Origin of the sequence: Plantibacter sp. PA-3-X8 (genome assembly GCF_003856975.1) — a bacterium.
GTDB lineage: Bacteria > Actinomycetota > Actinomycetes > Actinomycetales > Microbacteriaceae > Plantibacter > Plantibacter auratus.
Map to the genome: position 1 here is coordinate 2,892,817 of NZ_CP033107.1, position 14,664 is coordinate 2,907,480.

Here is a 14,664-nt window from a genome sequence, read left to right on the forward strand (position 1 = left end):
CGGGGCCTCACGAGCTGAACTCGTCGACGCGACCGGAACCGAGCACGGGCGAGTCGCCGAGGAGCGCGGCGAAGTGCTCCTCGAGCCGGCCCACCCTGGCGTCGAGCGAGAACCGCGCGAGGGCGGATGCCCGGATCGAGGCGCGGAACCCCCGGTCGAGCTCCGACTGCCGGATCAACCCGTCCACTCGGTCCGCCATGGCCGCCAGGTCTCCTGGTGCGACGACCTGCATACCGACGCTCGCCTGGGCGATCTCGGGCACGCCGCCGACGGCGAAGCTGACCACCGGGGTCCCGGTCATCAGCGCCTCCGGTGCGACGAGACCGAACGGCTCGGCCCATGCCGGCGTCGAGACCGCTGCCGCGCTCCGCCCCACGAGCGTGGCGAGTCGCGTCGGGTCGAGCGGCCCGACATGTCGGACGTCACGTCCCAGCAGCGGCGACAGCACGCGCTCGGCGTACACCGGATCGCCCACGCGACCGGCGATGACGAGCCGTCGCCCCAGTCGACGGGCGACGTCGACCGCGAGGTGCGGAGCCTTCTCCGCGACGACCCGTCCGAACCACACGAGGTCGTCACCGCCTCGGCCTGCCCGCCAGGCATCCGGATCGATGCCGTTCAGGAGCACCTCGGACTCGACACCGGCCGTCGCCCAGGTGCGCTTCGTGAACTCGCTCACCGCCAGGAACCGGCTGCCGTCGGAACCGGCCCGGTTCGCGGCAGCGGCGACGGCCTCGTCGACCGGCGTGTGCAGGGTGGTGATCATGGGGACGCCCAGCTCAGGTGCCAGTTCCACCGGGAGCGCGTCCAGGCAGTGGTTGGACACGACGTCGTACCGCCCTGGCCGAGCGGCGATCGCCTCGAGCGCGCGGCGCAATGCCGGGACGGATCGGGTCAGGTGACCGGGGGGATACCGCTCGTCGTCGGGGGAGGACCAGCGCGGCCACCGCAACTCCGGCAGTTCGAAGACGCTGCCGCGCTCGACGAAGTCAGACCCCCGGACGCCGATGAACGTCACCTCGTGACCTCGTGCGCGCAGTGCGTTGACCTCCGACCACACGGCGGATTCGAGCCCGCCGGCGTGCGGGCGACGGATGGGGAAGCGCAGCGGGGCGATGACGACGACGCGCAGTCGTGGACCGGCCGTCACGAGGCGCGCTCGGCGACGACGCGGCGGTACAGCTCGGCGTGTGCTGCTGCGCTGACGGCGTCGTCGACGTCGCGCCGGGAGCGGCGCGCGGCGACGGCCGCGATCCGGTCGGAGGAGCCGGCACGGGTCGTGCCGTCCGCATCGAGCAGCGCGCCGATGAGATGCTCGAGTGATGCTCCGTCCCCGAGGTCGTAAGCGGAGACGGTGTCGTCGGGATGCTGATCGAGGTACGCCCCGACTCCGGACGGGACGGCGACGGACACGCCGAGATCCCAGCAGAGTTCGAGCCAACCCGAGTGCGTGCCGTGCCGGTAGGGGAGGAGACAGACGTCCAGGCGGCTGAGTGCGATGGCGAGTCCGAGGTCGTCGAGACGCTCGTGCTCGATGAGCAGCGCGGCTTCCGAGCTGCTGACAAGCCGTCGGACGGCCTCGCGTGCCTCCGGATCGCGGACCGCATGGTGCATCCGGACCTCTGCGACGACGTCCGCTCCACGGCGGCGGAGGCGTTCGACCGCGTCGATGAGGGTGGTGACGGCACCGACCGCGTCGACATTGGGGCGCAGGTCCTTCAGGTGGACGCCGACCCGCGTCTCCGCCGACGGCGATACGAGCGGAACCGTGACGTCATCCGACAGGAGCGACGGGTGCGGGATGACGACGGCGTCGCGGCCCCAACGTTCCCGGATGCCGGCGGCGGCGCCAGGGGTCAGGGTGATCAGGGCGTCTGCTCCACGGACGAGCTCGTCGAGCTGCCGGTCATAAGCGGCCTGGTTGTCGAGCTGCGGGTGTTCAAGATCGTGCACCGTGTACACGACCGACCAGCCGACCTGGTGCGCTGCCTCGATGCACGCGGTCACGTGTCCGGGTGGGAACGACTCCGTCCCGAAGTGGACGTGCAGCACGTCGGCATCGACGGCGTGGTCGTGGATCCAGCCCGGATCGAGGGCGGCGGGCGGCCACCAGACGCCCGATGGCGCTCCGTCGACCGGTGGATCGCTCAGCACGTCGATGTCGGGCGAGGCGGTGATGCGGCCGACGTAGGGGTGCGCGGCCGGGATCGAGACGACGCGGATCGGACGAGATGCCGGGTCGGCAGCTCGATCGGTGGCGTGCGACATCACGGTCGACTGCATGGCGGGATCCCCTGTACGGATGCGGGCGCGAGACGCGCGGACGGGTCGGCACGATACGGGCGCCGTCCTCCGAACATAGGTCCGATGACGAGAGTGCCCGCGACCCTTGACGCGGGCCCCCCACTGCACCACGATGACGCAGGTGATCGCAGCCCCACCCCGTCTCCTCATGGTCGGCCCACAGCACCACGGAGTCGTCCAGTACGCGATCGACGTCGCCGACGCTGTCGTCCACGCAGACCCTCGCGCGGAACGGATGTACGCTTCGACCCCGGCCGACGCCGTGCTTCTGCTCGACGGCGTGGACCGTGCCCACGTCCACGTCACCGACCGTCTCTTCGGCCGGGCACCCGAAGAGGCGGCGGACGCCGTCGAGCGTCTCGCGGACGCCACCGAGTTGACGGTCACCCTCCACGACGTCCCGCAGACCTCCGACGGCAGGATGCTGGACCGCCGCATCGCCGCGTACGCCCGGTTCATCGCCGCCGCCCATGCGACAGCCGTCAACAGCCGGCACGAACAGGCGCTGGCTGAAGAGTTCCTCGGTGTCAGTGCCGCGACCGTTCCGCACGCCATCCCGCTCGGCTCCCGGATCGGTACGGCGGCGGTCTCGGCCGACGATGCATCGCTGCCGGGACCGCGCCCACTCACCGTCCTCATCGCCGGGTTCATCTACCCGGGCAAGGGGCATTCGTCGGCGATCCAGGCGGCTTCGCGTGCGGCGGAGGTGCTCCGTGCCACCGGTCACCAGGTCGCCGACGTCGTCGTCCGTGCCATCGGCGCCCCCTCGGCCGGGCACGAGGACGACGTGCTCGACCTCGAGGCGGAAGCACGCGCCGCCGAAGTCTGGTTCGAGGTGACCGGATATCTCGACGATGCGGCGTTCACCGCGCAGATCTCGCGCCCCGGCATCCCCCTGGCCGCGCACGGCCATGTCTCCGCGTCACGCTCGATGCTCGACTGGGTCGAGGCAGGCCGCCGACCGCTCGTCGTCGACTCGCGCTATGCAGCGGAGATGGACCAACTGCGCCCGGAGACGATGGTCCGCTACGACCCGTCGACGCTTCACGCCGAGTTGGCCGCGGCCTGGCTGGATCCCTCCCGGACGCGCCTGCCCGCCGGTCGTAGCCTCCGCCCGGCGCTGCCGGACACCGCGGGCGCGTACCTCGACTGGTGGGGCGCGACGGCCGGTACCGGTCGGCACCGCCCGCCGACCCTTTAGCACGCTCGCAGGAGCGACGCACCACCCTGGCCTCCGGTCGCTCGACCTGGGATCGTGGAACGATGACGCACAACGCACGGGACGGGTCGACGACGGACAGCTGGCGGTCTCGCGGCACGAGCGAGCCGGTGTCCGAGCGGAGCATCGAACAGGTCGACGCCTGGTGGCGCGCCGCGAACTACCTGTCCGTCGGGCAGATCTACCTGCTCGACAACCCGCTCCTCCGCCGCCCGCTCGAAGCCGTTCATGTGAAGCGCCGGCTCCTCGGCCACTGGGGGACCGCTCCGGGATTGAATCTGACGTACGCGCATCTCAACCGCGTGATCGCGGAGCGCCACCAGTCGGCGATGTTCATCGCCGGGCCCGGGCACGGCGGGCCGGCGATCCTGGCGAGCGCCTACCTGGACGGCACCTACAGCGAGATCTACCCGGACGTCGCCGAGACCGAGGCCGGGTTGACCCGGTTCTTCCGTCAGTTCAGCTTCCCCGGCGGGGTACCGAGTCATGCGGCGCCCGAGACACCCGGCAGCATCCATGAGGGTGGCGAACTGGGGTACGTCCTGAGCCACGCGTACGGCGCGGCCTTCGACAACCCAGATCTCCTCGTCGCGGCGGTCGTCGGCGACGGTGAAGCGGAGACCGGACCGCTCGCGACCAGCTGGCACTCCAACAAGTTCATCGACCCGGTCCAGGATGGCGTCGTCCTGCCCATCCTGCACCTGAACGGCTACAAGATCGCGAACCCGACGGTCCTGGCGCGCATCCCACGCTCCGAACTCGAGAGTCTCCTGCGCGGATACGGACACGAACCGTTCTTCGTCGAGGGCGGGTTCGACGGCGAGGATCCGATGGAGGTCCACCGCAGGTTCGCCGAGGTCCTCGACGTCGTGCTCGACCGCATCGCGGCCATCAAGTCCCGGGCCGCCGCCGGAGACACCGGACGGCCGGTGTGGCCCATGATCGTGCTGCGCACACCGAAGGGCTGGACCTGCCCGGAGGTGATCGACGGCGTCCGGGTCGAGGGGACGTTCCACGCGCATCAGGTCCCGCTCGCCGACGCTCGGGACACCGAGGAGCACACGCGGATCCTGGAGTCCTGGATGCGGAGCTACCGGCCTGAGGAGCTCTTCGACGAACATGGTGCGGTGGTTCCGCTCGTGCGGGAACTCGCTCCGCTCGGGGAGGCCCGGATGAGCGCGACACCGCACGCCAACGGAGGTCTGCTGCGCACGGAACTCGACCTCCCCGCGATCGACGACGCCGCCGTCGTGGTGGACGCCCCGGGTGGTCGCGACGCCGGGGCGACGGGTGTCCTGGGGTCGTGGCTCATGGAGGTGATCCGGCGTAACCCGACCACCTTCCGGATCTTCGCTCCCGACGAACTCGCCAGTAACCGACTCCAGGCGGTCTTCGAAGTGACCGAACGGCAGTGGAACGCCGAGACCGTCCCGGGCGACGAGCATCTCGCCCGCGCCGGCAGGGTCATGGAGATGCTCAGCGAGCACCAGTGCCAGGGCTGGTTGGAGGGCTACCTGCTCACCGGTCGGCACGGCCTGTTCACCTGCTACGAGGCCTTCATCCACATCGTCGACTCCATGTTCAACCAGCACGCGAAGTGGCTGAACGGTTCACGTGAGTTGCCGTGGCGGCGCCCGGTGGCGAGCCTCAACTACCTCCTCACGAGCCACGTCTGGCGTCAGGACCACAACGGCTTCAGCCACCAGGACCCCGGGTTCATCGACCACGTCGTCAACAAGAAGCCCGATGTCATCCGGGTGTATCTGCCGTTCGATGCGAACACCCTCCTGGCCGTCTCGGAGCACTGTTTGCAGAGCACGGACGAGATCAACGTCATCGTCGCGGGCAAGGACCAGGAACCCGTGTGGCTCGGCATCGACGACGCTCGCGCGCACTGCGCCCGCGGGCTCGGCATCCTGCCCTTCGCCGGTTCAGAGCGTGCGGGGGAGCGCCCGGACCTCGTCATGGCCTGTGCCGGGGATGTCCCCACGCTCGAGACGCTGGCCGCCGTGAGTATCCTGCGCGAACGTATCCCGGAGCTGTCCGTCCGGGTCGTGAACGTGGTCGACCTCATGCGACTCATGAGCGAGGATCAGCATCCGCACGGCCTCTCCGACGCCGAGTACGACAGCGTGTTCACGACGGACCGTCCAGTCGTCTTCGCCTACCACGGGTACCCGTGGCTCATCCATCGGCTGACGTACAAGCGCCACGGGCACGATCAGCTGCACGTCCGCGGGTACCTCGAGAACGGGACCACCACGACACCGTTCGACATGGTGATGCTCAACGAGATCGACCGGTTCTCGCTCGTGTGCGACGCGATCGACCGGACGCCGGGGCTCGGCGAGCGGTTCGCGGGTCTCCGTCAGGAGATGCAGGACGCCCGGGTCCGAGCCCGAGCGCACACCAGGGAGTTCGGCGAGGACGCACCCGAGATCACCGGCTGGCGCTGGCCCGCTGTCGGTTAGGACCGCCCCGTGACGGGTCGCCCGAGCTCTCGGAGGAGCGTCGGGAACTCGTCCGCGAACTCGCGGGCGAGGGCTCCGAGGGGGCCGATCCGGTCGGCGAGCCGATCGCCGGAGGCGGCGTGCAGCACGGTACCCCAGCAGCTCGCCGCGAGCGCGGAGAGTCCGCGTGCCGCGAGCCCGGCGATCGCACCGGCCAGGACGTCACCGCTCCCCGCCGTCCCGAGGGCCGGACTCCCGCCGGGCGCGATGAAGTCCCGCTCACCGTCGGAGACCCTGCCCTGACAGGTGACGACGGCTCCGAACCGTCGCGCCAGCTCGAGCGCCGCCGTGTCCGGGTCGGCCTCGTCCACGTCGAGGAGGATCGCGGCCTCGGCCACGTTCGGAGTGAATACAAGGCGGCCCTCCAGCCCCTTCGAGAAGTCGGGAGCGTGTGACAGGGCACCGAGCGCGAAGGCGTCGAGGACCACCACGGTGTCGGCGCCAAAGAGCGGGCGCACACCGTCGAGGAGTGCCACGGCTTCGTCCGCGTCGTCGAGGCCAGGACCGAGCAGCAGACAGTCGACGTCCAGGACGTCCTCGAGGGGGCCGGCCCCGTCACCCCGGACGGCTCCGCCGCTGGTCTCCGCCAACCCGATCACGCCTGCCTCCGGGAAGGCGATCGCGAGTGGGGACGCTGCCGACGCACCGACCGCGAGCGTGATCCGACCCGCGCCGACCCTGAGAACGGCGAGGCCCGCCAAGGCGACCGCCCCGGGCGTCATCCGCGCGCCGCCGACGACGAGCACCGACCCACGATCGTCCTTCGACGATCCGGGATCGGGGAGTGGCCAGTCGGCGAGGACCTCGGGCGTGAGCGTGGTGGGGTCAGCTTCGGACATCGTTCGCCCCCGAGTGCTCGGTGACCGGAACCTGCGCCTGCTGCAGGTGCGCAGTCGCATTCGCCGCCCGCGCCTTCCACGCCCGTCCGTCGTGGACGAGGTGGGTGAAGGACGCGTTCGGCGTCGGACGGAGAGCGGCCTCCTCCAGGACGCGACGCTCGTCCCACCCCTCGCAGATGTAGCGGAAGAGCGAGATGACGGCGTCGTGACAGACCACCAGGGCCCGCGTGCGGTCGGTGTGCCGGTCCAGGTCGCCGATGAACGAGCGGAGGCGGAGGGCCACGTCCGTCCAGGCCTCACCTCCTGGCGGTCGATAGTAGAACTTGCCGAGGAACCGTCGTCGAGCGGCCTCTTCCGGGAACTCGGCGTCGACGCCGATCGAGGTGAAGGTGTCGAGGATACCGAGTTCGCGATCACGCAGCCGCTCGTCGACGACAGGACGAAGCTCATCGGCGTCGAGCGCTGCGGCCCGAAGGGCGACCACGGCCGTCTCGTGCGCTCGCCGATAGGGCGAACTGAACACGATGTCCGGCCGGTCGGCGGGTGTGAGGGCCGCGAGACGTCTCCCCACCGCAGCCGCCTGCTCGAGCCCGAGTGCTGAGAGCGGGACGTCGGCGTCACGGCTCGGAACGGCGATGCGGTGGGATTCCGAGCGATCGGCTTCGAGTGCGGCGACGTTCCCGGCGCTCTCACCGTGGCGGACGAGGATCAGTTCCGTGATGGCCATGGATCCACGGTAGCCAGCACGATTCGGCGGCCGCAGACCTTGACGATTCGACGATGATCCTCCATGGAGCGACGCCGGCGGCCGTCCACGCGACGGTGATGCACAGTTCGATGATTGCGACAAACCGACGATGCCCCGGTCGCGACGGCGTCCTATCGTTCGACCATGTCGTCACCCTCCGCAGTTCCATCGTCGCAACCGTCAGCATGGGCTCCCATGGCGATCACCGCCTTCAGGGTGCTGTGGTTCGCCCAGCTCGGGAGCAACATCGGCACCTGGATGCAGACCGTGGGGGCCCAGTGGGTCCTGGTCGAGGCCGCAGCCGGCGCAGCGGTCATCGCGCTCGTGCAGACCGCGAGCCTCGCGCCCGCCATCCTGGTCGCCCTCCCGGCAGGTGTCCTCGCCGACTCGCTCGACCGGCGACGGCTGCTCATCTGGGGATCGGCGGCGAGTGCGGTCCTCGCGGCCGGACTCACCGTCGTGGCGTGGATCGGCGCGCTGTCGCCGTGGACGATCCTGGCCTTCACCTTCCTGCTCGGCATCACCTCCACCCTGACCTCACCCGCATGGCAGGCGATCCAGCCGGAGCTCGTGCCGCGCAACCTGATCGCGGCTTCGTCGGCGCTCGGTGGTGTCACCGTGAACGGAGCCCGCGCGGTCGGTCCCGCCCTGGCCGGCGTCGTCCTGTCGACCTTCGGAGCCCCCGTCGTGTTCGGTGTCAACGCGCTGAGCTTCGTCGGGGCCGTGATCGCCCTCATCTGGTGGAAGCGGCCGGCGCAGACCGGTCTCGACGACCGCGAGCCGTTCGGGGCGGCGTTGCGAGCGGGGGTCCGGTACGTCGTGTCCGCGCACCTCGTCCGCCGGATCCTGCTGCGTTCCGCGCTCTTCGCCCTGCCGGCCAGCGCGCTCTGGGCGCTGCTGCCCCTCACCGCGAAGCGACTCCAACTCGACTCGAGCGGCTACGGCGTCCTGCTCGGCGCGCTCGGCGTCGGCGCGGTGCTGGGCATCTTCGCCCTGCCGCTCGCTCGCCGTCGGTTCTCAGACAACCTCGTCATCGCGGTGAGCGCGGTCCTCTTCGCGACGGGGTCGCTCGCAGCGGCTGTCCTGCCCGTCGTCCCGACGCTGGTGCTCCTGGTCCTCGCGGGGCTGGCCTGGATCGGCACGCTGACCGTGCTGAACGCCGCCCTGCAGCTCACCCTGCCGCAGTGGGTGCGATCGCGTGGCGCGTCGATCTACATCCTCGTCTTCATGGGGGCGATGGCCATCGGCTCGACCGGCTGGGGCATCGTGGCGCAGTGGCTCGGGACGTCGCTCGCCTACAGCGCTTCGGCCGTCCTGCTCCTGCTGGTGGCGGCCAGTGTGCGGGTGCTGCCCCTGCTCCCCGGAACAGGGACCGTCGACCGCAACATCTCGATGTCCTGGCCCACACCCACGCTCGTGTTCGAGCCACAGCCGACCGACGGGCCGGTCCTCGTGCAGATCTCCTACGCGGTCCATCCCGACTCGCTCGCGGCGTTCCAGAAGGCCATGGGCCATGTCGAGTCCTCTCGTCGCCGGACCGGTGCCTCGAGATGGGCCCTGTACCGGAGCGGCGAGGAGTCCGACGTGCAGTTGGAGACCTTCATGGTGCCGTCGTGGGGCGAGTTCCGACGACAGGAGACGCAGCGTCTGACCGGCCGCGACCGCGACATCCGCGCTGCAGCGCTGGCCCACGCCGACGGTGCACCCGTCGAACGACACTTCTTCCCGAGTGATGCCCGCCGGACCGGTTCTGCCAGGGCGGAACGTCCTGATCTCGCGGAGTGAGTCGCAGCCGTGGAGGTGGAACAACCCGGGCGATGGTGAATGATGTGGGCGATACCGGACTCGAACCGATGACCTCTTCCGTGTGAAGGAAGCGCGCTACCAACTGCGCCAATCGCCCGCAGGTCGTCCGCACCGGAGAGGTGCAGAACAGCCGCGAGTCACGATACTAGCCGATGCCGGGGGACGAACGCACATCCGCACCGCTGTCGACCCAGTATGCGCGCCGGTTTGAACATCGGTCCCGGTTTCGGCTAGAGTCGTTCGAGCACGCAGCGATGCGGGCAATGCGGATGTGGCGCAGTGGTAGCGCATCACCTTGCCAAGGTGAGGGTCGCGAGTTCGAATCTCGTCATCCGCTCGAGTGTCAGTGGTGTTGTTCCGGCAGGAATCCTACTCGGCAGTGTGTTCGGTCACACATGGTGGCGTGGCCGAGAGGCTAGGCAGCGGCCTGCAAAGCCGTCCACACGGGTTCGAATCCCGTCGCCACCTCACCTCAGCAACACAGTTCCACCAGCAACATCCCGGCGTCGTGTTCACACACGCCACCCGGGCGATTGGCGCAGCGGTAGCGCGCTTCCCTGACACGGAAGAGGTCACTGGTTCGATCCCAGTATCGCCCACCACAGAAAGCCCCCGGACCCCCGGGGGCTTTCGTCGTTCGAGCACGTGCAGGCAACGCAAGGGGACCATGCTTCAGCGAGTCATGGCGGAGACCACCGGGCCGCAGCGGCGCTCGTCGCCATGGCGCGACGGACGTGTGGCATGAGCCGCATCGGCGATTGGTGGCGGTCAAGCAACGCGAAACCGCGACGGCATCCCACGGACCCGGGCCACGCCGCCGTCCCGTACCCGGCGCTCAGCCGGTCGGGCCGGGTGGCGTTCGCCCAGTGCGAGCAGTACCTCCTCCGTGAGATCGTCGAGGCCAGAGCGTGGGGACGACAGGTCGCCAGCCGCGGTGACACGCCCGACACCAACGGTTGGCTCATCATGCCCGGTCGGACGCACTCCTCCCTGATGGACGACTCGAGGGGCATGGGGGCGATGCCGGCGGTGATGGACTCCGTTGTCCAGTGGCTCGCGGACGCCGGGGCGATCCTCCCACTCTCGGAACACACGCGGCGGGCCATCGCGGCATCGAACGCCGAGGAACGGCTCCGCGATCACCCGGAGTACCACCCTGACGGCGACGGCCGGCGCACCTGGGACGACGATGTCTGGGAGGTGGAGCCGATTCGGATGCTCCAGATCTACCCGCACCTCGCCGATGCGAACGACGACTGGAGCCAGCAGGCGCGCCGGTGAGTGGCTCCACCCACTGCCCAGCCACGTACCGTCCCCCGCCTGGCCGACGCGCCGAGGAAGACGGAATTTCGGCCCGATTTTCCGCGGAACATCAAGGGTTGGGCCGACTCGCCCGCGCCGAGGTGTCAACGAGCGCCCTCAACATCGGCTAGAGTTTCCAAGCACCCGGAAACGGGATGCAATGCGGATGTGGCGCAGTGGTAGCGCATCACCTTGCCAAGGTGAGGGTCGCGAGTTCGAATCTCGTCATCCGCTCGAGTGTCAGTGAGAACGTGCAAGCGTTCCGCTCGACAGTGTGTTTCATCACACGTGGTGGCGTGGCCGAGAGGCTAGGCAGCGGCCTGCAAAGCCGTCCACACGGGTTCGAATCCCGTCGCCACCTCGCTGGCAACACCACTCACCTGGGCGATTGGCGCAGCGGTAGCGCGCTTCCCTGACACGGAAGAGGTCACTGGTTCGATCCCAGTATCGCCCACAGGAACACGAAGGGCCCGAGCGAACAGCTCGGGCCCTTCGTCGTTGCACAGACCACCTCTTGCGCAGACCACCCGTCGCACGCCCGGACGTCCGTTCAAACGGCGAGGACCGCCCGCTCCCGGCGACGCAGGACCTCCGCGACGCCCCACACGATGAGGCCTTGGCCCGCGGCGTACGTCGCCATGATGATCTCGTCTGCCGCCCAGATCGTCACTGCAGGCACGAAGCGGTCGAGCCCGATCAATGAGTCGGAGACGAGGAACAGCGCACCGCCCACGGCGATCGTCGGCGTCGTCATCGTGGAAGACGCCGCCATGGCCCCGATCACGACGGCATAGACGACGACCGCCGGATACAGCGCCCCCATGTCCTGCTGACTGAGGAGCGCGATGCCGGCGACGAGCCACACCAGGTACACGAGCGCCCAGACCGGCGGACGGTTCCTGATGCGCAGATGCCGCACGAAGAGCACGACATAGCCGGCCTGAGCGAGCATGAAGAACAGGATCCCCACGCCGAACGCGAGTTCACCCGGAACCATGAGGGCGACGTCGCCCAGCCAGCTGCAGAGGATCGCGACGAGCGCCGTGACCGCAGCGGCCGACAGTCGTCGAACCGACCACACGAGCGCCAGCGCGAGGACCAGCATGATGAACGGCTTGGTGAGGAGCGACAGCCACTCCTGACCGGAGGCGAGGGCGATGATGTGCACGAGCGCGACCACGGGCAGCGCGGCGAACAGCGCCGTCGCAGCCCCGCTCCTCTGCACAGCCGTCATCAGCGCCACCCCCGTCACGTCGTAGGCCTTCACTCTAGCGATGCGGCCGAGCACGAACCACGGCCGCCGACCGACGGCAGCGTCTCCTCGTCGTGGACGACGATAGGCTTGCACGGCCAAGGTTTCACCTGAGAAAGAGAGATCATCCGTGAGTGACGGGTTCGCACTGTTCACCGACCGATCCGTGGTCGCCATGCGCGTCAACGGCGAACTGAAGGACCTCGCCGCCACGGTGACGGAGACGGACACCGTCGAGCCGGTGCACCTCGACTCGCCCGACGGTCTCAACATCCTCCGCCACTCCGCAGCCCACGTGCTCGCGCAGGCCGTGCAGCAGGTCGACCCGCACGCGACCCTCGGCATCGGCCCGCCGGTCACCGACGGCTTCTACTACGACTTCGACGTCGCCGCACCGTTCACGCCTGAGGCGCTCAAGGTGCTGCAGAAGACGATGGACCGCATCATCCGCCAGGGCCAGCGCTTCGTGCGACGCGTCGTCACCGAAGACGAGGCTCGCGAGGAGCTCGCGGGGGAGCCCTACAAGCTCGAGCTGATCGGCCTCAAGGGCGGATCGGCAGCCGACGACGAGAACGTCGAGGTGGGCGGCGCGGAGCTGACCATCTACGACAACGTCGACCCGAAGACGGGGGAGACGGTCTGGAAGGACCTCTGCCGCGGTCCACACCTGCCGAACACGCGCATGATCGGCAACGGCTGGGCCCTGACGCGTCTCGCCGCGGCGTACTGGCGGGGGAGCGAGAAGAACCCGCAGCTGCAGCGGATCTACGGCACCGCTTGGGCGACCAAGGATGAGCTGCGCGCCTACCAGACGCGGATCGAGGAGGCGGCCAAGCGCGACCACCGCAAGCTCGGTGCCGAGCTCGACCTCTTCAGTTTCCCCGAGGAGATCGGCTCGGGTCTCGCGGTGTTCCACCCCAAGGGCGGCATCATCCGCAACGAGATCGAGAACTACATGCGCGAGCGCCTGCTCGCTTCCGGCTACGAGCTGGTGAACACCCCGCACATCACGAAGGGGCACCTGTTCGAGGTCAGCCAGCACCTGGCCTGGTACAAGGACGGAATGTTCCCGGCGATGCACCTCGATCAGGAGGTCGACGCCGACGGTCACGTCACCCGCCAGGGGCAGGACTACTACCTGAAGCCCATGAACTGCCCGATGCACAACCTGATCTACCGGGCTCGAGGGCGCAGCTACCGCGAACTGCCGCTGCGACTCGCCGAGTTCGGCACGGTCTACCGGTATGAGAAGAGCGGCACCCTCTCCGGGCTCACGCGCGTCCGTGGCCTCACGCAGGACGACGCCCACATCTACGTGACCGACGACCAGGTCAAGGACGAGGTCGGCCGCCAACTGCAGTTCGTCCTGGAGACCCTCCGCGGCTACGGTCTCGACGACTTCTACCTGGAGCTCTCGACGAAGGACCCCGACAAGTACGTCGGCACCGACGAGGTCTGGGACGAAGCGACCGAGACCCTCCGGCAGGTGGCGGTCGAGTCCGGTCTCGAGCTCGTCCTCGACCCCGCTGGCGCAGCCTTCTACGGTCCGAAGATCTCGGTGCAGGCGCGCGACGCGATCGGTCGGACGTGGCAGCTGTCCACCGTGCAGCTCGACTTCAACCTGCCCGAGTTGTTCGAGCTGGAGTACACGGCCGCGGACGGCACGCGCAAGCGTCCGGCGATGATCCACCGCGCACTCCTCGGCTCGATCGAGCGCTTCTTCGCGATCCTGCTCGAGCACTACGCGGGTGCCTTCCCGGTGTGGCTCGCCCCTGTGCAGGTCGTCGGCATCCCCGTCTCCGAGCAGTACGAGGAGTTCCTCGGCGGAGTCGTCGCTGAGCTGCGCTCGTCCGGGGTCCGTGCAGAACTCGACGCCTCCGACGATCGGATGCAGAAGAAGATCCGCAACCACACCAAGGCGAAGACGCCGCTGCAGCTGATCGTCGGCGAGGAGGACCAGGCCAACGGCGCGGTGAGCTTCCGATTCCGCGACGGCTCTCAGGAGAACGGTGTCCCCGTCGCCGACGCTGTGCGCCGAATCCGCGCCGCCATCGCCGCGAAACTGCAGGTGAACACCGCAGCGGATCTGCCGGCATGACCCCGGGCACCGAACCGGAGTCGTTCGAGTCGATCGACACCTCCCACCTGGTGGGCGTCCCGGACGCGTTCCAGCGTCTCTGGACGCCCCACCGGATGGTCTACATCAAGCAGGGCCAGCCGTCCGACGACGGTTGTCCGTTCTGTATCGCGCCGACGCTCGACGACGAGTCAGCGCTCATCGTGCATCGGGGCGAGCACGCCTTCGTGCTGCTGAACCTCTTCCCGTACAACTCCGGGCATCTGCTCGTCTGCCCGTACCGCCACGTCGCGATGTACGACGACGCGACGACGGAGGAGGTCGCCGAGATCGGTGCCCTGACGCAGACGGCGATGCGGGTCGTCCGGTCCGTCTCGAGGAACGACGGCTTCAACCTCGGCATGAACCAGGGTGCCGTGGCCGGCGCCGGGATCGCGGCGCACCTGCACCAGCACATCGTGCCGCGCTGGGCGACGGACGCCAACTTCTTCCCGATCATCGCCCAGACCAAGGCGCTCCCGCAGCTGCTCGGCGATGTCCGACAGGCGATCGCGGACGCCTGGCCGACCTCGGCCTGATCCGTCGTCGGCCGGTCCATCTGGACCGG

11 protein-coding genes and 7 tRNA genes are annotated in these 14,664 nt (G+C 69.1%); 12 read left to right on the plus strand and 6 right to left on the minus strand.

The features are described 5' to 3' along the window. Positions 1-7 precede the first annotated feature (7 nt). A complete protein-coding gene (locus EAO79_RS13650; protein WP_124769322.1) occupies positions 8-1,150 on the minus strand; it encodes a glycosyltransferase in 1,143 nt (380 codons plus the stop codon). After that, positions 1,147-2,283: a glycosyltransferase gene (locus EAO79_RS13655; RefSeq protein ID WP_124769323.1), complete on the minus strand. Its 1,137-nt coding sequence runs from the start codon at positions 2,281-2,283 to the stop codon at positions 1,147-1,149. Before EAO79_RS13655 ends, EAO79_RS13650 begins: the two co-directional genes overlap by 4 nt. A 142-nt stretch (positions 2,284-2,425) precedes the next feature. Here EAO79_RS13655 and EAO79_RS13660 point away from each other — a divergent pair, with 142 nt between their 5' ends. Both EAO79_RS13660 and EAO79_RS13665 read left to right on the plus strand, forming a co-directional pair. After that, positions 2,426-3,505, plus strand: a complete 1,080-nt coding sequence (locus EAO79_RS13660; protein WP_124769324.1) for a hypothetical protein — start codon at positions 2,426-2,428, stop codon at positions 3,503-3,505. 62 nt (positions 3,506-3,567) lie between these two features. Further along, positions 3,568-5,994, plus strand: coding sequence for a phosphoketolase (locus tag EAO79_RS13665; protein WP_124769325.1), 2,427 nt, complete (start codon positions 3,568-3,570; stop codon positions 5,992-5,994). Here the strand turns inward: EAO79_RS13665 and EAO79_RS13670 are convergent. Together EAO79_RS13670 and EAO79_RS13675 are read right to left on the minus strand one after the other, a co-directional pair. Beyond that, positions 5,991-6,872, minus strand: coding sequence for an ADP/ATP-dependent (S)-NAD(P)H-hydrate dehydratase (locus EAO79_RS13670; RefSeq protein ID WP_124769326.1), 882 nt, complete (start codon positions 6,870-6,872; stop codon positions 5,991-5,993). The two genes, EAO79_RS13665 and EAO79_RS13670, sit on opposite strands and share 4 nt — an antisense overlap. After that, positions 6,859-7,599, minus strand: a complete 741-nt coding sequence (locus tag EAO79_RS13675; RefSeq protein WP_124769327.1) for a histidine phosphatase family protein — start codon at positions 7,597-7,599, stop codon at positions 6,859-6,861. Before EAO79_RS13675 ends, EAO79_RS13670 begins: the two co-directional genes overlap by 14 nt. A gap of 165 nt (positions 7,600-7,764) precedes the next feature. Here EAO79_RS13675 and EAO79_RS13680 point away from each other — a divergent pair, with 165 nt between their 5' ends. Next, on the plus strand, positions 7,765-9,405 hold the full coding sequence (locus EAO79_RS13680; RefSeq protein ID WP_124769328.1) for an MFS transporter: 1,641 nt from the start codon (positions 7,765-7,767) through the stop codon (positions 9,403-9,405). Positions 9,406-9,450: 45 nt separating this feature from the next. Here EAO79_RS13680 and EAO79_RS13685 read toward each other — a convergent pair. Beyond that, positions 9,451-9,523: transfer RNA gene (locus EAO79_RS13685), tRNA-Val, on the minus strand. 168 nt (positions 9,524-9,691) lie between these two features. On the opposite strand from EAO79_RS13685, the gene EAO79_RS13690 reads away from it, so the two are divergent. The 7 genes from EAO79_RS13690 (at position 9,692) to EAO79_RS13720 (ending at position 11,182) form a co-directional block, all read left to right on the plus strand. After that, positions 9,692-9,763 (plus strand) — tRNA-Gly (locus EAO79_RS13690). Between the two features lie 60 nt (positions 9,764-9,823). Next, positions 9,824-9,894 (plus strand) — tRNA-Cys (locus EAO79_RS13695). A gap of 59 nt (positions 9,895-9,953) precedes the next feature. After that, positions 9,954-10,028: transfer RNA gene (locus EAO79_RS13700), tRNA-Val, on the plus strand. A 139-nt stretch (positions 10,029-10,167) separates the two neighbouring features. Further along, a complete protein-coding gene (locus tag EAO79_RS13705; protein WP_124769329.1) occupies positions 10,168-10,707 on the plus strand; it encodes a hypothetical protein in 540 nt (179 codons plus the stop codon). 183 nt (positions 10,708-10,890) lie between these two features. Further along, positions 10,891-10,962 (plus strand) — tRNA-Gly (locus tag EAO79_RS13710). Between the two features lie 56 nt (positions 10,963-11,018). Beyond that, positions 11,019-11,089: transfer RNA gene (locus tag EAO79_RS13715), tRNA-Cys, on the plus strand. Between the two features lie 21 nt (positions 11,090-11,110). Continuing rightward, positions 11,111-11,182, plus strand: a tRNA-Val gene (locus tag EAO79_RS13720). A 96-nt stretch (positions 11,183-11,278) separates the two neighbouring features. On the opposite strand, the gene EAO79_RS13725 is transcribed toward EAO79_RS13720, so the two are convergent. Beyond that, positions 11,279-11,962 (minus strand): lysoplasmalogenase, encoded by a 684-nt coding sequence (locus tag EAO79_RS13725; protein ID WP_161578516.1) that lies wholly within the window; start codon positions 11,960-11,962, stop codon positions 11,279-11,281. Positions 11,963-12,155: 193 nt separating this feature from the next. Between EAO79_RS13725 and thrS the strand changes: the two genes are divergently transcribed. Beyond that, a complete protein-coding gene (gene thrS / locus EAO79_RS13730; protein ID WP_241161053.1) occupies positions 12,156-14,078 on the plus strand; it encodes a threonine--tRNA ligase in 1,923 nt (640 codons plus the stop codon). Next, entirely contained in the window at positions 14,075-14,635 is a 561-nt protein-coding gene (locus tag EAO79_RS13735) for an HIT domain-containing protein (protein WP_079705911.1), read from the plus strand. The genes thrS and EAO79_RS13735 overlap by 4 nt, the downstream gene beginning before the upstream one ends. The last annotated feature ends 29 nt before the right edge of the window (positions 14,636-14,664 follow it).